The 18,838-nt window shown below is 63.1% G+C and carries 12 protein-coding genes; 7 read left to right on the top strand and 5 right to left on the bottom strand.

Annotated features, from left to right (window positions below; genetic code table 11):
• The first annotated feature begins 126 nt into the window (after nt 1–126).
• The 7 genes from SB822_RS39860 to SB822_RS39830 all read left to right on the top strand — a co-directional run bounded on the left by SB822_RS39860 (nt 127) and on the right by SB822_RS39830 (nt 9,016).
• Nucleotides 127–807: a VOC family protein gene (locus SB822_RS39860; RefSeq protein WP_007730914.1), complete on the top strand. Its 681-nt coding sequence runs from the start codon at nt 127–129 to the stop codon at nt 805–807.
• A 25-nt stretch (nt 808–832) separates the two neighbouring features.
• Entirely contained in the window at nt 833–1,738 is a 906-nt protein-coding gene (locus SB822_RS39855; RefSeq protein WP_114221083.1) for a DMT family transporter, read from the top strand.
• Nucleotides 1,739–1,802: 64 nt separating this feature from the next.
• Nucleotides 1,803–2,999 (top strand): PLP-dependent aminotransferase family protein, encoded by a 1,197-nt coding sequence (locus SB822_RS39850; RefSeq protein ID WP_079499116.1) that lies wholly within the window; start codon nt 1,803–1,805, stop codon nt 2,997–2,999.
• A gap of 121 nt (nt 3,000–3,120) precedes the next feature.
• Nucleotides 3,121–3,585 (top strand): RidA family protein, encoded by a 465-nt coding sequence (locus tag SB822_RS39845; RefSeq protein ID WP_007587888.1) that lies wholly within the window; start codon nt 3,121–3,123, stop codon nt 3,583–3,585.
• A 233-nt stretch (nt 3,586–3,818) separates the two neighbouring features.
• A complete protein-coding gene (locus SB822_RS39840; protein ID WP_079499115.1) occupies nt 3,819–4,709 on the top strand; it encodes a PhzF family phenazine biosynthesis protein in 891 nt (296 codons plus the stop codon).
• Between the two features lie 530 nt (nt 4,710–5,239).
• On the top strand, nt 5,240–7,606 hold the full coding sequence (locus SB822_RS39835) for an EAL domain-containing protein (protein ID WP_007587892.1): 2,367 nt from the start codon (nt 5,240–5,242) through the stop codon (nt 7,604–7,606).
• A gap of 174 nt (nt 7,607–7,780) precedes the next feature.
• Nucleotides 7,781–9,016, top strand: a complete 1,236-nt coding sequence (locus tag SB822_RS39830; RefSeq protein WP_410857220.1) for a chromate transporter — start codon at nt 7,781–7,783, stop codon at nt 9,014–9,016.
• Between the two features lie 43 nt (nt 9,017–9,059).
• Here SB822_RS39830 and SB822_RS39825 read toward each other — a convergent pair whose 3' ends face one another.
• From SB822_RS39825 to SB822_RS39805, 5 genes are all read right to left on the bottom strand, one after another.
• A complete protein-coding gene (locus SB822_RS39825) occupies nt 9,060–11,081 on the bottom strand; it encodes a site-specific recombinase (protein WP_410857219.1) in 2,022 nt (673 codons plus the stop codon).
• Between the two features lie 423 nt (nt 11,082–11,504).
• A complete protein-coding gene (locus SB822_RS39820; protein WP_007587898.1) occupies nt 11,505–11,963 on the bottom strand; it encodes a CopD family protein in 459 nt (152 codons plus the stop codon).
• 180 nt (nt 11,964–12,143) lie between these two features.
• On the bottom strand, nt 12,144–14,465 hold the full coding sequence (gene parC, locus SB822_RS39815; RefSeq protein WP_007744360.1) for a DNA topoisomerase IV subunit A: 2,322 nt from the start codon (nt 14,463–14,465) through the stop codon (nt 12,144–12,146).
• An 85-nt stretch (nt 14,466–14,550) separates the two neighbouring features.
• Nucleotides 14,551–16,536 (bottom strand): DNA topoisomerase IV subunit B, encoded by a 1,986-nt coding sequence (locus SB822_RS39810; RefSeq protein WP_007587902.1) that lies wholly within the window; start codon nt 16,534–16,536, stop codon nt 14,551–14,553.
• Nucleotides 16,537–16,848: 312 nt separating this feature from the next.
• Entirely contained in the window at nt 16,849–18,774 is a 1,926-nt protein-coding gene (locus tag SB822_RS39805; protein WP_410857218.1) for an ATP-binding cassette domain-containing protein, read from the bottom strand.
• Between the last annotated feature and the right edge of the window lie 64 nt (nt 18,775–18,838).

The following is an 18,838-nucleotide window of genomic DNA, read 5'->3' as shown; positions in this document are numbered from 1 at the left end:
GCCGCACTGCGCATGGTCCGGCTGCAAGCCGAACGGTATTCTTACGGATTAGCCTGGTCGCCGGCACGCGAACAGACAGTTGCCTGCCGCAGCGGCCTTCAGCAGAACGACCGTCCACTTGCAGCCATGACCGCACAAACGCTACGCATCGATCACCTCGTGGTTTCCGCCCGCACCCTCGACGAAGGCACGCAATACGTCGCCGACACGCTCGGCATCGCGCCGTCGGGCGGCGGCGCGCATCCGTCGATGCGCACGCACAACCGGCTGCTCAACCTGTGGGGCGGCGCGTATCTGGAAGTGATCGCAATCGATCCCGACGCGGCGCAATCCGCGGACGCCCGTGCGCGACTCTTCGCGCTCGACGATCCCGCCGTGCACGCGCGCCTCGCGAAAGGTCCGTATCTGTCGCACTGGGTTGCGCGCGTCGAGCGGCCGAAGAATCTGGCCCTGTGGCAACAGCAGTATCCCGAGCGCATTTCGACCGTCGTGCCGATGACGCGTGGCGATTTCACGTGGAGCCTGACGGTCGCCGACGACGGCGCATTCCCGTCATGGCAAGGCGTGGGCGACGGTGTCGTGCCGTCGCTGATCCAGTGGGACACACCGCGCCATCCGTCGGACTTGCTGCCGGAAACCGGTCTTGCGTTGAAGGCGCTGAAGGGCTGGCATCCGCAGGCCGATGTCGTCGCGCAGCAGTTGCAATGGCTCGGCGCGGCTCATCTGATCGCGCTGGAAAGCACGGACGGTGCGCCCACGTTGGCAGCTGAAATCGAAACCCCGGGCGGACTGCGTACGCTCAAATAACCCCAAACATAGAGAGACAGAAGCAATGAAGCGTGAAACCCAGGGCATGCTGCTCGGCCTGATTGGCGTGGTGATTTTCAGTCTTACGCTGCCGATGACCCGCATCGTCGTCGCCGAATTCAGCCCGCTGCTGAACGGCCTGGGCCGCGCGCTCGCCGCTGCCGTTCCCGCCGCCGTGCTGCTCGCAGTCCGCCGCGAAAAGCTGCCGACGTGGCCGCAACTGAAAAACCTTGCCGTCGTGTCGCTGGGCGTGATCGTCGCGTTTCCGGTGTTTTCCGCGTGGGCGATGAAGACCGTACCGGCTTCGCACGGCGCGGTTGTCAATGGCTTGCAGCCGCTGTGCGTCGCCATTTATGCGGCCTGGCTGTCACATGAGCGTCCGTCGAAGGCGTTCTGGACGAGCGCCATCGTGGGCAGCGCGATCGTCATCGCGTTTGCCTTGCAGGCGGGCGGCGGCGCACTTCAGTCGGGTGACCTGCTGATGCTGGTCGCCGTCGGCATCGGCGCGCTCGGCTATGCGGAAGGCGCACGGCTCGCGCGGCAGATCGGCGGCTGGCAGGTGATCTGCTGGGCGCTCGTCGTGTCCGCGCCGTTCCTGCTCGTTCCCGTCGCGTGGCTCGGCTGGGAACAGCACGTCACGCATCCCGGCCCCGTCGCGCTGAAAACGTGGCTCGCGTTCGGCTATGTCACGGTGTTCTCGCAGTTCATCGGCTTTTTCGCGTGGTACGCGGGGCTCGCCATGGGCGGGACGGCGCGCGTCGGCCAGGTGCAACTGCTGCAGATCTTCTTCACGATGGCGTTCTCCGCGCTCTTTTTCGGCGAGAACGTCGCGCCCATCACGTGGATTTTCGCGGCAGCCGTGATCGCCACCGTGATGCTGGGCCGCAAGGCCGCCGTGCATACGGCTGTGCGGCCGGTTCGCGCCGCCTGACGAGTTCGCGCGATAATCCTTCTTTTGACCGACCACCTGTTCCTGCTACAACGACGAGGAGACCATGAATCAAAGCGACCTCAATGCCCCGACCTGGCAATTGTCCGAACGCGCTCGCAAGCTGACCAGCTCGGCGATTCGCGAAATCCTGAAGGTCACCGAGCGGCCCGAGGTCATTTCGTTCGCGGGCGGTCTGCCGTCGCCGGCCACCTTCCCCGCGGAAGAAATGCGCGTGGCCTCCGACCGCATCCTGCGCGATTCGCCCGCCGCTGCGCTCCAGTACAGCGCGACGGAAGGCTATCTGCCGCTGCGCGAATGGGTTGCGCAACGCTATTCGGTGAACGGCGCGCAGATCCGTCCTTCGCAGGTGCTGATCACGACGGGCTCGCAACAGGCGCTCGATCTGCTCGGCAAGGTGCTGGTCTGCCCGGAAAGCCCGGTGCTCGTCGAAACGCCGACCTATCTCGGCGCACTGCAATCGTTCTCGATGTACGAGCCGCACTACGTGCAGGTGCCGACGGACGATAACGGCCTGATCCCCGAAAGCCTCACGCCCGAGCTGACCAAGGGCGCGCGCCTGCTGTACGCGCAACCGAACTTCCAGAATCCGACGGGGCGCCGCCTGCCCATCGAGCGCCGCCGCGCGCTCGCCGAGTTTGCAAAAACTGCGCCCTTCCCCGTCATCGAAGACGATCCGTACGGCGCGCTCGACTATCGCGGCGAGCCGCTGCCGACCATGCTGTCGATGTCGCCCGATCACATCGTGCATCTCGGCTCGTTCTCGAAGGTGCTGGCGCCGGGCCTGCGCATCGGCTACATCATTGCGCCCGAGGAACTGCACTTCAAGCTCGTGCAGGCCAAGCAGGCGACGGATCTCCACACGCCGAGCTTCACGCAGCGCATCGTGCATGAAGTCGTGAAAGACGGCTTCCTCGATACGCACGTGCCGAAAATCCGCGCGCTGTATCGCGACCAGTGCGAAGCGATGCTCGGCTCGCTCGAGCGCTACATGCCCGAAGGCGTGACGTGGAACCGGCCGGAAGGCGGCATGTTCATCTGGGTGACGCTGCCCAAGCACATCAATTCGATGAAGCTGCTCGAAGAAGCCGTCGCGCAAAACGTCGCGTTCGTGCCGGGCGGTCCGTTCTTCGCGAACGAACCACAGCACAACACGCTGCGCCTGTCGTTCGTGACCGTGCCGCCCGCGAAAATCGACGAAGGCGTTGCGCGTCTCGCGGAACTCATCCGGGCGCGCGTCTGAACACCCGCTGTAAGATGCGCCATCGCGCGCCTCTCACGGCGCGAGCGCGCGGCCAATATCGAATTGCCATTGGTCGCGCGCACGCTTCACGATTCTTTCCATTCATCGACGAGGACACGTCATGGCTCAATCGAATGTGTATGACAAGCTGAAGGAACTGGGCATCGAGTTGCCCGTCGCGGGCGCGCCCGCTGCCGCGTATGTGATGAGCGCGCAAAGCGGCAACACGGTGTACCTGTCGGGTCACATCGCGAAGAAGGACGGCAAGGTGTGGGCCGGCAAGCTCGGCGACAACGTCAGCACGGAAGAAGGCAAGACGGCCGCACGTTCGGTCGCGATCGATCTGCTCGCGACATTGCACACGCATGTCGGCGACCTGAACCGCGTGACGCGCATCGTCAAGGTGATGAGCCTCGTGAACTCGACGCTCGATTTCACCGAGCAGCACATCGTCACGAACGGCGCATCGGAACTCATCGCCGACGTGTTCGGCGAGCGCGGCAAGCACGCGCGTTCGGCATTCGGCGTCGCGCAGATTCCGCTAGGCGCATGCGTCGAGATCGAACTGATTGCCGAGGTGCAATAAGCGGCGCGGAACCACACGTGAGGCGTTCGTTGTTGCGAGCGCTTTCGTCACGAATCCGTTCCGACGCTAACGCGCCGTCGATGATGTGAAAGCGTCATCGACGGCGTTTTCTTATCTGCGCTTTTTATCTACGTTCGACCTCGCATGCGCGTCGACGTTGTGCCGTCACAACACGGCACGCGAACATCGCACTGCGCACAAACCCCAGGTCAAACACCGAAAAGGGACACACGATGCAAGAGCAAACCGTCCGTTTCAAACAGGTCGATGTATTCACGTCGGTGCCGTTCAAAGGCAATCCGCTCGCGGTGGTTTTCGATGCGGACACGCTCGACACCGAACAGATGCAGGCCATTGCGCGCTGGACGAATCTGTCGGAGACGACGTTCCTGCTAAAGCCGACCGACCCGTCGGCCGATTACCGGGTGCGCATCTTCACGACGGGAGGCGAGTTGCCGTTTGCCGGCCATCCGACGCTCGGCAGCGCGCACGCCTGGCGCGAAGCGGGCAATCAGCCGAAGCAGCCGGGCCGCCTCGTCCAGCAATGCGCGGCGGGCCTGATCGAACTGACGGAAGACGATAGCGCGCGCAACGTGTGGGCATTCGCTGCACCTCCCGCACGCGTGACGCCGCTCGCGCAGAGCGAATACGCGGCGCTCGCCGACGCGTTGCGCAGCGATGCAATCGATTACACGGCGCAGCCGTGCGGTGTCGACAATGGTCCGAAATGGCTCATCGTCCGTATGAAATCGGCGGACGCATGCCTTGCGCTCGATCCCGATGCAGCAGCGCTGCGGCGTGTCGCGCAAACGGCAGGCGCGCTAGGCCTTGCGGCTTACGGCCCCCATGATGCAAATGGCCCGGCAACTTTCGAGTTGCGCTGCCTGCTATTGGGCGGCAACCTCGGTGTAGGGGAAGACCCTGTCACGGGCAGCGCGAACGCCGCGGTCGCGGGGCTGCTGACCACGCAGAGCATGCGGCCCGGCAATCAGTACACCGTGCGCCAGGGCACCGCGCTCGGCCGCGCCGGCGACGTCCATGTCCGCTACGACGATGCAGCAGGCAAGATTTGGATAGGCGGCGCGTCGGTGACGATTGTCGACGGCACATTTCGTCTGCCGTGAAACTGCAGGCGTAATTAATGGGAATGAGCGGCGACTGAATTGACATTTGCGCGTCACCTGGATGTTCTAAAAATCCACTCGATGCGCACAGATAAAATGCCCCAATCCAACGCTAATGCGGCCATTCATGCACACTGCATGAATGGCCGCATTGCCATGATGGCTGTCGAACTACCATTGCGGCAATCGATCATGCTTGCCGCGGTTTCGACAAAATCTTTCAAACGCCCGCCTGATGCGCCTGTTCGGGCAATGCACGCGATTGGCGCAAACGTTGCCCCGTATGCCCGCCAGGGACAGCGTATACCCGATGCGCCAGCCCTTCCTTAATTATTGCCCATTCAGTAATATCAAATCGTAACTGATGACCAATGGGTGGTCTGGCTCGCCACCACGCCCCTGCTCCCACGTCGCGAATGCGGCGTGTCAATCGTCAAAGCAGCCGGTTGCTTTACCATTCGCGCAGTCAACCGAAACGCAAACACCGCAACACAAGCACAGCCGCAAGGCACAGGGTCACGGTCCAGCCGATGAATCAGTTCCGCCACGCTTCCGCCCGCGACGTCAGGCATCGCCTCGATCCGGCGGGAACCCGCCGACGCGCGCTGCTCGCGATTCCCGCGCTCGGCGTGCTGGTGCTCGTGCTGCTGTGGACCGTTATCTTCGCGCGGCTGTCGGTTGAGAAGGAAACGACGTACCGCGAAGCGATGGCCTCGGCGGCGATCTTGTCGGCGGCACTCGAACAGCACACGGTGAAGGCGATTCACCAGGTCGATCAGATCACGCGCTTTGTCAAATTCGAATTCGAAAAAACGCCGGGACATTTCGATCTAGGCAGTACGGTTGAAAAAGGCGTCGTGCAAAGCGAAACACTCGTGCAGGTTTCGCTGATCGATGAGCACGGCAAGCTCATCGCGAACACGGCAGATCCCAATCCGAAACCGATCGACCTGTCGGACCGCGAGCACTTCAAGGTGCACGAGCACGAGAACGACGACCAGCTGTTCATCAGCAAGCCGGTGCTCGGCCGCGTCTCGGGCCATTGGACCTTGCAGATGACGCGCCGTTTGAATCACCCCGATGGTTCGTTCGCGGGTGTCGTGGTGGTATCGGAAGACCCGAGCTATTTCACGAGCGACTTCTACAACAACGCGGCTATCGGACGTGAAGGCGTAATCGCGGTGATCTCCGACAGCGGCGCGGTGCTCGCACGGCGCACGGGCAACGCCGACCATACGCAAGGCGTGTTCACGGCGACGGGCGTCTATCCGACTTCGGAGCATGTGTCGGGCACCTACATCGATTCGATCGACAACGTCACGCGCATCGTGTCGTACCGGCATATCGACGGCTATCCGCTCGGCGTGCTGGTCGGTCTGTCGCAGGCCGAAGAATTCGCCGACTACAACCACACGCGCAACGTCTATCTGCTGATGGCGAGCTTTATCTCGCTCGCGATGCTCGGCTTCTTCGCCGTCGCCACGGGTCTGATCGGCAAGCTGCTGGGACGCGAGCGCGAGATGACGCATCTCGTCGAGTTCGATCTGCTCACGGGCCTGCGCAACCGCTATTCGACGTTGCAGAGCCTGCGTCACGACGTGGCGCAGCCGGCCAACCTCGGGCATCTTGCGATTCTCTTCATCGACCTCGACAACTTCAAGACCGTCAACGACACGCTCGGCCACAACGCCGGCGACATCGTGCTGCAGATGACAGCCGCGCGTCTCGCGGATGCCGTCGCCGACGCGGGCGCGTTGTCGCGCATCGGCGGCGACGAGTTCGTCGTCGTGATCAAAGGCGAAGATGTCGAGAAACGCTCGGTGACGCTCGCGGAAGCGATCGCTGACGTGTTCGCGAAACCGTTCGAAGTGCGCGGCAGTTCGTTCGTACTGCATGCGAGCATCGGCATCGCGCTCTACTCGGTTACGAACGAAAGCGAAATCGACCTGCTGAAAAAAGCCGACCTCGCGATGTACAGCGCGAAGGACGCGGGCAAGAACTGCTATCAGTTCTACTCGCCGCATCTGTCGCATCGCGCGGACCATCTGATGAAGTGGGAACAGCAGCTACGCGTCGCGCTCGCCGACCAGCAACTGTTCCTTGCCTATCAGCCGAAGATCGATCTCGCGCGCCGCTGCATCACGGGCTTCGAAGCGCTTGTGCGCTGGAATCATCCGCAGCACGGCCTGATTCCCGCAAACGAATTCATTCCGGTTGCCGAATCGACGGGCCTGATTGTGCCCATCGGCGACTTCGTGATCCGCACTGCGTGCCGGCAGCTCGCGCAATGGCAGCAACAGGGTTACGACACGCTGTCACTCGCCGTGAACATTTCGGCCGTACAGTTCTGGCGCGGCGATCTGTTCGAGACGATCTCGCAAGCGATCGAGGAAACGGGTATCTCCGCGCGCCGCCTCGAACTCGAAATCACCGAGACGGCGATGATGGAGTATCCCGATCTCGTCTCCGAAAAGATCTTCGCATTGAAGCGGCTCGGCGTGCGCATCGCGCTCGACGACTTCGGCACCGGCTATTCGTCGCTGTCGTATCTGAATCGCTTTTCGGTCGATACGCTGAAGGTCGACCGCTCGTTCGTGCAGGCCATTCCCGGCGACCGCAGCGTGTGCGTGATGGTGACGGCCATCGTCAATCTGGCGCGCTCGCTGGGGCTGACGGTGGTGGTCGAAGGCACGGAGACGGAAGAACAGATTGCGTGGCTCGCGGCGTTGGGGCACATCGAGGCGCAGGGTTTTCTGTTCTCGCGTCCCGTGCCCGCTGACGCCATTCCGGCGTTGCTCGAACGCTTCGGCGTATGCGGCACCACGCGTCATGCGCACGCGAGCGACGTTGACAACAGCGACGCCGCGAGCACCAGCACGAGCAACGAATCGGCCTGAGCGGAGCGGCGCGCTTCCGCGCGGCGCCGCTGCTGCCAGGCATTGCGCTGGCAAACGACAAGCGGTATCGACACACATCGGGCGAACGCGCTCGACCTCGCATGACCTCAGCGCGCGCGGTCGCGGCCATCGGCAGTGCGCGCCGGATAAGAAACCAGCCCAACAGGTGTTCACATGCAGCCAGCCCGGCAGATGACGGCGCTCCATGCGCCGACTGGAGACGAAGCCACGCGATGCCACGAGCGCGAGCCGCTCTGGACGCTCTTTCGCGTCGTGTTCGGTTTGTCCGCGCTATCGTGGGGCGGACTCGCGCTGATGGCGCAACTGGAGAACCACTACGTCGAGCGCGAGGAGCGCCTCACGCGTCTCGCGTACTCCGACATCGTCGCCCTGGCGTGGATGGTGCCGGGTCCCGTCGGCTGCAACGTCGCGGTGCAGCTCGGCCATGTGCTGCGCGGACGCGCGGGCGCGTGGGTCGCGGGCATCGCCAGCGTCCTGCCCTTCTTCATGCTGATGACGGCGTTCGCGATCTTCTATCGCACGCCGATCGTGCGCGAAGTCGCCTCGCAGACGCTGCTCAATCATTTCAGCGTCGTGCTCGCGACGCTGATCGGCGTCACCTGGTACAAACAGACGCGCGCGCTCGTGCGCGGGCGGCTCGAATGGACGGCAGCCGTGCTCGGCAGCATCGCGCTGGTCGGCGCGCATACGCCTGCCGCGTATATCGGCATTCTCGGTGCGGCGTTCATGTCGGGTTGGGTACGCAGCGACGCGCGCGGCGCACGCCTCTCGACGACGCTCAGTGCCGGCGACTGGCGGCTGCTGATCGGCCTGTGCGTGTTGCTGCTGATCTTCGCGGTGCCGCTGCCGCATCGCTATGAGCTTGCGCTGTTGTGGTCGCGTCTCGCGGGTGCGGGGCTGACGTTATTCGGCGGTGGCTTCTCCGCGCTGCCCGTGTTGAAGACGCTGTTCGTTACGCCCGCGGTCGGCGTGACCAACAACGACTTCACGCTGGCGTTTTCGCTATCGCCCTTGTCGCCGGGGCCGCTCTTGAACGTGGTGCCGTTCTTCGGCTATCTGGTCGAAGGATGGCGCGGCGCGTTGATCGCGACGATTGCGCTCTTCGTGCCGTCGGGCTGCCTAGTCGTGCTCGCACAGCGCCACCTGCATCAATTGAAGACGAACCCGCGCTTCGAGCACGGCATGCGCGTGCTGCGCGCGGTGACGACCGCGTTTCTGGCCGTGGCGGTGCTGCGTATCGTGCGCAATGTGCCGTTCGAACCAGCGTATCTCGTGACGGCGCTGTTCTCGGGCGTGTGCTTCGCAAAGCTGAAGCTGCCCGTGTATGCGGTGTATGGGACGGTTGCTATCGTGTGCGGCGTGTGGATGTACGTCGGGCACATGACGTAACACCGCCTTCCTGGTGCAATGGGCAGCATCGGGAACGATTGTCTCAGGCGTCCTCGGTCAACGTGGGGTGTTGCGTCGATCGCCTGCTGGCTCGCTTCCGCTTGCCCATGCCCGCGCCCATCGGCGGCAGCAGGAATTCGCCGGGGTGCCTGATCAGCCGGCGCAGCACGCAGCGCATAAGTTGCGTGCGCTGGGAGAAGGTGATGTGCCGGGATCTCAGCGCGACGGCGAACGCCAGCGTGAAGCTGACGAGCAGATTGACGAGTCCGATCAGCGCGGTGCCGATCACAGCCGGTAACAGCACGTCCGGTGGCACCGAAAAATCCTGCGCGGCGGTCGCAAAGCCGATGTACGCGGACGAGAACGTCACATGGCGAATATCGACTGGCAGACCGAAGAGCGCGCCGAGGGCCCAGACACCCGCAAGCATGAAGCCAAAAAACAGATTGCCCGCCAGTGCGCCCAGGTTGCCTTCCACGTAACGAGCCACGCGCTGCAAACGTCTTTTCCCGAGCAGGCGCTGAGCCCACTTCAGCCCCGCCACCCGTTGGGGAATGCGGTTATACGCGCACACATTGTCGAAATATCCGGCGATCTGCCCTGCGAGAAACAGGCATATCCCCGCGGCCGCCGCGTAGAACAGCGTTTGCGCGGTGGGATTCGCATCGTGCAGCAGGTGCGTCGCCTTCGTCTGATCGATGTAGTGATGTCCCGTCGCCGCCCGGTACGCCATTGCGATCAGCATCGCAACGGGAACGGCAAGCATGATATTGCCGATGATGGCCGCTGTCTGGCTGCGGATGGTCCGTGCTATCAGCGTGGTGAGTGCTTCGAGATTGTGCGCTGTGCGGCTGCTCGCATCGATGACGGCCGCGATCGCATGAGCCGTCATGGCCGGCTGCTTGGTGGCGACGGTCCCGTGCAGAATATGGATCAGCATGAAGCCGAGCCCGTAGTTCAGGCCGAATCCGATGGCCTGGTCGAGCGGCGTCCAGTGCGCCATGCTCAACGGAATCTTGATGGCCGCCATGAAGGCGACGATAAAGCCGGCGCCAAGTGCGGACTTGAGCAGTGCAAGGTAGTCGAGGCGGCCAGCCGTGATGTAGTGTTCGCCGCTGTGGCCCGAGTTTTCGGTGATCCGCAAGGCCAGTATCTCGACGTTCTGGCGTATGAAGTCGCGTACATCGTCCTTGCGGCACACGGCTTCGATCAACTCCGACGCGAGTTGCGCGATGCCCGGAATGGCGTCGCTGCCGTTGCTGCCGTTACGGCAAGCCGCAGCGTCGGATAGAACGCGTATCAGGCAGCGCGAGCGGGCAATGTGTTGTTCGAGTCTGCGCAATTGCAACGTCAGGGACAGGCTCGTGCCTTCGCGGGCGACCCTCGCGTGGATTCTCTCGCCGTACGCGCGGCACTGGTCGAATGCTTCGAGCACGGCCTCCGCTTTGTGACCCGCCACGTATCTCCCGCCGGCATGCGATGGCGCTTCGAGTTGTTCGAGGTAAGCCAGCATGCTCACGTTCTGCTCCATGAATGGAGAAGAACGCTGTTCAAGCGAAGGTTCGAGTCGCAGGAACTCCGGATCCAGGCCGATCGCCGCGACGCGATAGGAGAGCACACGCAATGCCTCGCTCATCTGGCGCAGCGTTGCGTTCTCGATTGACGCCCCAGGACGCGCTTCAAAGCGCATCGCATGCAGCAATTCGCCCCACACGTCGACGCCAACGCCCTTCACCCAGATGTGATCGGACGAACGATGAAACACGGTTGCAACGGCGTCACGCAGACAATTCAGATCGACGATGTCCGGAAGGATTGCGTGCCGGAAAAAACGGTGGCTCACTTCGGTGAAGAAGCCGTTGTTGGGAAAAATCCCGGTATCGGCATAAAGCGAGACCTGTTTGCGGCCCATGACGAGATGCATGACGGCCCGCCGCAGACCAACCCGGTATGCCTCGTTTTCGCTCAGCAGGAAACACAGCGCATGGATGGCCTGGCGTGCCGCATTGAAATCGTTGGGGCGGCGTGGGCGAAGACATTCGACCAATCCGATCAGGAGAGGCATAGGGTCTTCATGCGGTTCGACCAGCTTTTGGAGAAGGTCGTCCAATGTCATGGTGCAGTCGTGCTCATACAGCGAAATGAGAGGAAAGGTTGAGTCGCGAAACGCGCGAGCCGGTGAAGCGAGGCGACGGTTCACACGGCCATATAGCGCATATGGCACGGCGAATCCACAGCGAGCAGTGACGAACGTGATTTGCCGTGAATGCGTGGAGGGGGGGCGATGTCGTTTTACTCACGACATTGGCGCGTATCGTCGTGAGAATTATACGTTACGTTATTTCGGATAACGTATTAACGTATTCGAAAACTGTATTAGCAGTTTTGGGAATCGAAACACGGGTAATCAGAGCGTACGTGCCGGGTGCCAAACAAAAAGCGCCGCGGAAGCGGCGCTCATGCGTGGTCGGCTGACGCGTCGCCGCGCTCAGAACCCGCGCGACAACGCTGCCACACCAATCGTCACGACGCCCAGCACCAGATTGACGACGACGAGCCGCCGCACGGTCGCGACGGCGCGCGCGCCATCGGGCCATTTCTGCGCCTGCACCGCGCGACGGATGCGCGGAAAGACTGCGAAGCGGATATGCCCGAAAATCAGCATCATCACGATGCCGATACCGGCCATCGCGTGAAGCTGCCAGGTGGCGTGGCCACCGCCGAACTGCATCAGCAGGAAGCCGCCCGTCAGCAGAATGACCAGCACCGACACGCCGACCCAGTTGAAGAACCGGCCAAATACCGATTCCCACAGCGGCAGACGCAATTGCGGCGAGAGATCTTCGAGTGCCGGACGCAGGCAGAAATGCGCGAATACCATGCCGCCGATCCACACGGCGACACCCAGCAGATGCAGAAAGAGCGCGACTTCAATCGCCTTGTTCATAGTTGTTTTCCTTTGCCGATGTAGCGCGCTGCCGTTGTGTCCTGTCGAAACACGCGGCACTGACATGCGCCAATGACCGCGTTCGACTCGTGACATTATGCGCAGTTCATTCGCTGCGCTGTTTTCTTCGTTGTTTTTGTGTTGCGCCGTGAGACACCCCGCTCACGGCGTTTGCCTGCGTTACGCGCCCAACACCGGACGCAGCGACGTCACCTCTTTCAGCTTCGTATCCGGCGCGCGGCCCTTGCGGGCACGCTTGCCGACATTCGGAGCAAGCGCGGCACCCGACAACTGCTCGTCGGTTGGCTTGTTGCGGTACATGCCTTCCAGCACGACGCCTGCCTTGGTGATCGCGAGCGCCTGCGTCAGCGATTCGTTCGGATCGAGCGCCATCAGGATCACGCCGCGTCCGCCGCCCGACAGCGTCTTCATCTCGTCGAGGCCGAACACCAGCAGACGCCCGCCGCCCGACAGACACGCCACCTGCGTCGCATCGGGCAGCATCGGCATCGGCGCGAGCGGCGTCGCGCCCTCGTCGATCGTCATGAACGCCTTGCCCGCCTTCACGCGGCTCACCATGTCGCCGACCTTCGCGATAAAGCCGAAGCCATTCGACGACGCCAGCAACAGCGCCTGCTCCGCCGTCGCCGCGTAGTAATGCATCAGATGCGTGCCCGATTCGAGCTCGATCAGCGACGTGACGGGAACGCCGTCGCCACGGCCGCCCGGCAATTGCGACACCGCGACGGAATACACGCGGCCCTTGCTGCCCCACGCGATCAGCATGTCGGGCGTGCGGCACTGGAACGCGGCATAGAGACCGTCGCCCGCCTTGAACGTGAAGCCGGCGGGATCGAGCCCGTGGCCCTTCAACGCGCGCACCCAACCCTTCTGCGACACGACCACCGTCACCGGCTCGTCGACGACGCGCACTTCGAACGTTGCGCGCTTTTCCTGCTGGATCAGCGTGCGGCGATCGTCGCCATATTGCTTCGCGTCTGCTTCGATTTCCTTGATGATCAGGCGCTTCATCGCCGATTCGCTGCCGAGCAGCTCTTCGAGCTTGGCCTTCTCGTCGCGCAGTTCGGACAGTTCCTTCTCGATCTTGATCTTCTCGAGGCGCGCCAACTGACGCAGCCGGATTTCAAGAATGTCTTCTGCCTGACGATCGGACAAACCGAAGGCTTCGATCAGCGCCGACTTGGGTTCTTCGGATTCGCGAATGATGCGGATGACTTCGTCGATATTCAAAAAGACGATCATCCGGCCTTCGAGGATGTGAATCCGGTCGTTGACCTTGGCGAGACGATGCTGCGTGCGGCGCGTGACCGTCGTGAAACGGAAGCCGACCCATTCGCGCAGGATCTCGCCGAGCCCCTTCTGACGCGGCCGGCCATCCGCGCCGACCATCACCAGATTCAGCGTCGCGTTCGATTCGAGGCTCGTATGCGCGAGCAGCGTGGTGACGAACTCGGCTTGATCGATGGTGCGCGACTTCGGCTCGAATACGAGACGCACGGGCGCATCCCTGCCCGACTCGTCGCGCACGGCGTCGAGAAGACCGAGAAGCGTCTGCTTCGTCTGCAACTGTTCCGGCGTCAGTGACTTCTTGCCAAGTTTGATCTTCGGATTCGTCTGTTCCTCGATCTCTTCTAGCACCTTCTGGCCGGATGTATACGGCGGCAACTCGGTAATGACGAGTTGCCACTGCCCGCGTGCGAGATCTTCGATCTTCCAGCGCGCGCGGACCTTGAGACTGCCACGGCCCGTTTCGTACGCCTGCGAGATTTCTGCGTCGCTCGAAATGATCTGGCCGCCGCCCGGGAAATCCGGGCCGGGCACATGCTGCATCAACTCGGCGTGCGTGATGTGCGGATGACGGATCATCGCGACGGCGGCCGTCGCGACTTCGCGCAGGTTGTGCGACGGGATTTCCGTCGCCAGGCCGACTGCGATACCCGACGCGCCGTTCAGCAACACGAACGGCAGACGCGCGGGCAGCAGCTTCGGCTCTTCGAACGAGCCGTCGTAGTTCGGCATGAAATCGACGGTGCCCTGATCGATTTCGTCGAGCAGCAGTTTCGCGATTGGCGTGAGACGCGCTTCCGTGTATCGCATCGCCGCTGCGCCGTCGCCGTCGCGCGAACCGAAGTTGCCCTGGCCGTCGATCAGCGGATAGCGCATCGAGAAGTCTTGCGCGAGACGCACGAGCGCGTCGTACGCCGACTGGTCGCCGTGCGGGTGGTATTTACCCAGCACGTCGCCGACCACGCGCGCCGACTTCACGGGCTTCGCGTTGTCGGCGAGGCCCATCTCGTTCATCGCATACAGGATGCGGCGCTGCACGGGCTTCTGGCCGTCGCAAACGTCGGGCAGCGCGCGGCCCTTCACCACGCTCACCGCGTATTCGAGGTACGCGCTTTCAGCGTAGTCGCCAAGCGTCAGCACGTCGCCTTCGGGCGCGGCCGGCTCGGTAAAAAGATCGGGAGTGTTGTCGTCCATCTAGATTCCGTGTCCTTGTTCGGCGGCGCGCGCTTCGTGCTTGCCATGCGTTGCATGGGTTCGCTGGCACGAAGCGCGGCGGCGCTCAGATATCCGCTTCGACCTGGTTGCCCTTGTCCTCGAGCCAGCTGCGGCGCGACGCCGCTTCGCCCTTGCCCATCAGCATCGTCATTCGCGCGACGGTCGCGTCGAAGTCGAGCTGGCCGAGCGCGACGGGCGACAGGCGCCGCGTGTCCGGGTTCATCGTCGTGTCCCACAGCTGCTCGGCGCTCATTTCACCCAGGCCCTTGAAGCGGCTGATCGACCACTGCGATTCACGCACGCCGTCCTTGCGCAGCTTGTCGAGGATCGCTTCGAGTTCGCCTTCATCCAGCGCGTACAGTTTCTGCGCGGGCTTCTTGCCGCGCGCGGGCGCATCGACGCGGAACAGCGGCGGACGCGCGACATGCACGTGACCGCGCTCGATCAGTTGCGGGAAGTGCTTGAAGAACAACGTAAGCAGCAGCACCTGGATGTGCGAGCCGTCGACGTCCGCATCGGACAAGATACAGATCTTGCCGTAGCGCAAATTGGACAGATCGACGTTGTCGTCCGGGCTGTGCGGATCGACGCCGATCGCCACAGAAATGTCGTGCACTTCATTGTTGGCGAACAGACGATCGCGCTCGGTTTCCCAAGTGTTCAGCACCTTGCCGCGCAACGGCAAGATAGCCTGATACTCCTTGTCGCGCCCCATCTTCGCGGAGCCGCCAGCAGAATCGCCCTCGACGAGGAACAGCTCATTACGGCCGATTTCCGTCGATTCGCAGTCGGTCAGCTTGCCCGGCAGCACGGCGACGCCCGAACTCTTGCGCTTCTCGACCTTCTGGCCGGCGCGCGTACGCGCCTGCGCCTGCTTGATGACGAGATCGGCGAGCTTCTTGCCGTGCTCGACGTGCTGGTTGAGCCACAGTTCGAGCGCGGGACGCGCGAACGACGACACCAGCTTCACAGCGTCGCGGCTATTCAGACGTTCCTTGATTTGCCCCTGGAACTGGGGGTCGAGCACCTTCGCGGACAGCACGAACGACACGCGGGCGAACACGTCTTCCGCGAGCAGCTTCACGCCCTTCGGCTGCAGGTTATGCAGTTCGACGAAGCTCTTCACGGCCTGGAACAGACCGTCGCGCAAGCCCGATTCGTGCGTGCCGCCAGCGGGCGTCGGAATCAGATTGACGTAGGACTCGCGCGTGAGCGACCCTTCTTCGCTCCACGCGACGACCCACGCCGCGCCCTCGCCTTCGGCGAACGTCTCTTCGTTGGAGCGCGAGCTTTCCGCGTAGCGCTCGCCTTCGAAGAGGGGGATCAGCAGGTCGCTGCCCGCCATGCCTTCCATCAGATAGCCGCGCAGGCCGTCTTCGTATTTCCAGCTTTGGCGCTCGCCCGTCTTTTCATTGACGAGGACGACTTCGACGCCCGGCAGCAGCACGGCCTTCGAGCGCAACAGGCGCTGCAACTCGCCGATCGGCAGGTTCGGCGAGTCGAAGTATTTCGCATCGGCCCACGCGGTCACGCGCGTGCCGGACTTCTTCTCGCCCTTCGCCGCGGCGCGCACCTGTAGCTGTTTGACGACGTCGCCATGCGAGAAGCTCAGTTCGGCGACCTTGCCGTCGCGCCACACGGTGACGTCGAGGCGCGTGGACAGCGCGTTCGTCACCGATACGCCGACGCCATGCAGGCCGCCCGAGAAGGTGTACGCACCGCCTGCCGCCTTGTCGAACTTGCCGCCCGCGTGCAGACGCGTGAAAACGATTTCGACGACGGGCACGCCTTCTTCCGGATGCATGCCGAATGGAATACCGCGGCCATCGTCTTCGACGGACACGGATTGGTCGGCATGCAACGTGACGGTGATCTGACGGCCGTAGCCGCCGAGCGCTTCGTCGGATGCGTTGTCGATGACTTCCTGGATGATGTGCAGCGGATTTTCGGTGCGCGTGTACATGCCGGGCCGCTGCTTGACCGGCTCCAGGCCCTTGAGCACCTTGATCGATGCTTCGCTATACGCGGCGTTAGGCTTTTTCGTTGACATGGCTTGCTCGGGTCCGTCGGTTCATCGTTGTCCACATGTCCTGTGGACAGGTGCGTGGACAATGCGTTGAGTTTTCAAAAAAAGCGAAACGAAACAACGGAGTGTGTGCGCTGCGCGACTTGCGTGCAGCAGTTATCGGTTTGCCTTGTCTGCTTTCCGCGGTTTTCCCGCAAGCCCGGTTTCGGGCGGTACGCTGGAACGACCGTGGGAAGCAGGTTCGCGGGTATTTTACTGATTTCGATGCGCGGGGCAATTTAGATGATGGGTGTAGGACGGTTGGTCGGGAAAGCGTCCTACACCCCGATGGGTGGTCTACTTCCGCTTACTCTCCAACTCATCCCACCGTTCAATCGCCACGAGCAGTTCCTCATCGATGGCCGCGTAGCGCTCGGTCAGCCGCGCGCCTTCCTGCGCGTCCTTCGCGAAAATCGAGCCGTCCTCGATCTGCGCGCCGATCGCTTTCTGCTCCGCTTCGAGCGAGGCAATCTTCTCGGGCAGCGCCTCCAGCTCGCGCTGTTCCTTGAATGAAAGCTTCACCGTGCGCTGCGCGTTGCGGCCTGCCGCGCTGTCCTTGGCCGCGGTTTCCTTCGCCGCCTCTTTCGGCACATCCTGTTGCGCGATCTGCTCGGAACGCTCGCGCTGGATCTGCCAGTCGGTAAAGCCGCCGACATATTCGCGCCACTTGCCCTCGCCCTCCGACGCAATCACCGACGTCACCACGTTGTCCAGAAACGCGCGATCATGGCTCACCAGCAGCACCGTGCCGTCGTAGTCCGTCAGCAGTTCTTCGAGCAGTTCGAGCGTGGGGATGTCGAGGTCGTTGGTCGGCTCGTCAAGCACCAGCACGTTCGCCGGACGCGCAAAGAGACGCGCGAGCAGCAGACGGTTGCGCTCGCCGCCCGACAGCGACTTCACAGGCGAGCGCGCGCGCTCCGGGGCAAACAGAAAATCGCCCAGATAGCTCATCACGTGCTTTTTCTGGCCATTGATCTCGACCCAGTCGCTGCCGGGGCTGATCGTATCGCCGAGGCTCTTGTCCAGGTCGAGCTGTGCGCGCATCTGGTCGAAGTAAGCGACTTGCAGGTTGGTGCCGATGCGCACCTTGCCGTCGTCCGGCTGCAGTTCGCCGAGAATCAGCTTGAGCAGTGTCGTCTTGCCCGCGCCGTTCGGACCGATGAAGCCGATCTTGTCGCCGCGCATCACCGTTGCCGAAAAACGATCGACCACCGTGCGCTCGCCATACCGCTTCGTCACGTCCGTCAGTTCGGCGACGATCTTGCCGGACTTTTCGCCCTGCCCGACGTCGAGCCTCACGTTGCCTTGCACATTGCGGCGTTCTGCGCGGTCATTGCGCATCTGCACGAGCCGCGCGATCCGCCCGACGCTGCGCGTGCGCCGCGCCTCGACGCCCTTGCGAATCCACACTTCTTCCTGCGCGAGCAGCTTGTCGAACTTCTCGTTTTCGACCCGCTCCACTTCCAGTTGCTGCGCCTTGCGCGTCTGATACGCGGAGAAATTTCCCGGATACGACAACAGCCGCCCGCGATCCAGTTCGACGATGCGCGTGGCGACGCGATCGAGAAATGCGCGATCGTGGGTGATGAACAGCAAACCGGCGCGCTGCGCGATCAGCAGTTCTTCCAGCCAGCGAATGCCGTCGAAGTCCAGATGGTTGGTCGGCTCGTCCAACAGCAGCACGTCCGGCTGCACGACGAGCGCCCGCGCCAGCGCGACGCGCTTTTGCATGCCGCCCGATAGCGAGCCGACCCGCGCGTCGCCATCGAGGCCGATCTGCGCGAGCGTCGTGGCGACGCGCGTGCGCCAGTTCCAGGCATCGGTGGTATCGAGCGACGATTGCAGCGCGTTCATGCGCGCAAGCAACGCGTCGTGCTGCGCGCCTTCCGGCGTTTCCGCCAGCTCGTGCGCGACCGTGTTGTATTCGTCGAGCAGCGCGCTCGCATGCGTGAGGCCCGCGGCAACCGCGTCGAACACCGTCACGTCCGCGTCGAATTCGGGCTCCTGCGGCACGTACACGGTGACGAGATCCTGCTGGCGCGTAACGAGGCCATCGTCCGGTCTGGCGAGTTCGGCGACGATCTTCAGCAGCGACGACTTGCCCGCGCCGTTGCGGCCGATCAACCCGACGCGCTCGCCGGCTTCGAGAGAGAAATCCGCGTGATCGAGCAGCGCGACGTGGCCGAACGCCAGTTGCGCGCCCGTGATGGTGTAAAGCGACATGGGAAAGGAGGAACCAGCGATGAGTCGGAAGCGCTCATTGTACCGGTCGGCGGCCCGAATACTG

Source organism: Paraburkholderia sp. SIMBA_054, assembly GCF_046534875.1.
Taxonomy (GTDB): Bacteria; Pseudomonadota; Gammaproteobacteria; order Burkholderiales; family Burkholderiaceae; genus Paraburkholderia; species Paraburkholderia hospita.
Note: the sequence above shows the minus strand (reverse complement) of the source record. Positions and strands in the feature narration are given on the sequence as shown.

What these genes read in the sequence shown, in the direction of transcription:
- SB822_RS39860 (WP_007730914.1), top strand. Translation starts at nt 127, where the DNA reads ATGACCGCACAAACGCTACGCATCGATCACCTCGTGGTTTCCGCCCGC.
- SB822_RS39855 (WP_114221083.1), top strand. Translation starts at nt 833, where the DNA reads ATGAAGCGTGAAACCCAGGGCATGCTGCTCGGCCTGATTGGCGTGGTG.
- SB822_RS39850 (WP_079499116.1), top strand. Translation starts at nt 1,803, where the DNA reads ATGAATCAAAGCGACCTCAATGCCCCGACCTGGCAATTGTCCGAACGC.
- SB822_RS39845 (WP_007587888.1), top strand. Translation starts at nt 3,121, where the DNA reads ATGGCTCAATCGAATGTGTATGACAAGCTGAAGGAACTGGGCATCGAG.
- SB822_RS39840 (WP_079499115.1), top strand. Translation starts at nt 3,819, where the DNA reads ATGCAAGAGCAAACCGTCCGTTTCAAACAGGTCGATGTATTCACGTCG.
- SB822_RS39835 (WP_007587892.1), top strand. Translation starts at nt 5,240, where the DNA reads ATGAATCAGTTCCGCCACGCTTCCGCCCGCGACGTCAGGCATCGCCTC.
- SB822_RS39830 (WP_410857220.1), top strand. Translation starts at nt 7,781, where the DNA reads ATGCAGCCAGCCCGGCAGATGACGGCGCTCCATGCGCCGACTGGAGAC.
- SB822_RS39825 (WP_410857219.1), bottom strand. Translation starts at nt 11,081, where the DNA reads ATGCCTCTCCTGATCGGATTGGTCGAATGTCTTCGCCCACGCCGCCCC.
- SB822_RS39820 (WP_007587898.1), bottom strand. Translation starts at nt 11,963, where the DNA reads ATGAACAAGGCGATTGAAGTCGCGCTCTTTCTGCATCTGCTGGGTGTC.
- parC (WP_007744360.1), bottom strand. Translation starts at nt 14,465, where the DNA reads ATGGACGACAACACTCCCGATCTTTTTACCGAGCCGGCCGCGCCCGAA.
- SB822_RS39810 (WP_007587902.1), bottom strand. Translation starts at nt 16,536, where the DNA reads ATGTCAACGAAAAAGCCTAACGCCGCGTATAGCGAAGCATCGATCAAG.
- SB822_RS39805 (WP_410857218.1), bottom strand. Translation starts at nt 18,774, where the DNA reads ATGTCGCTTTACACCATCACGGGCGCGCAACTGGCGTTCGGCCACGTC.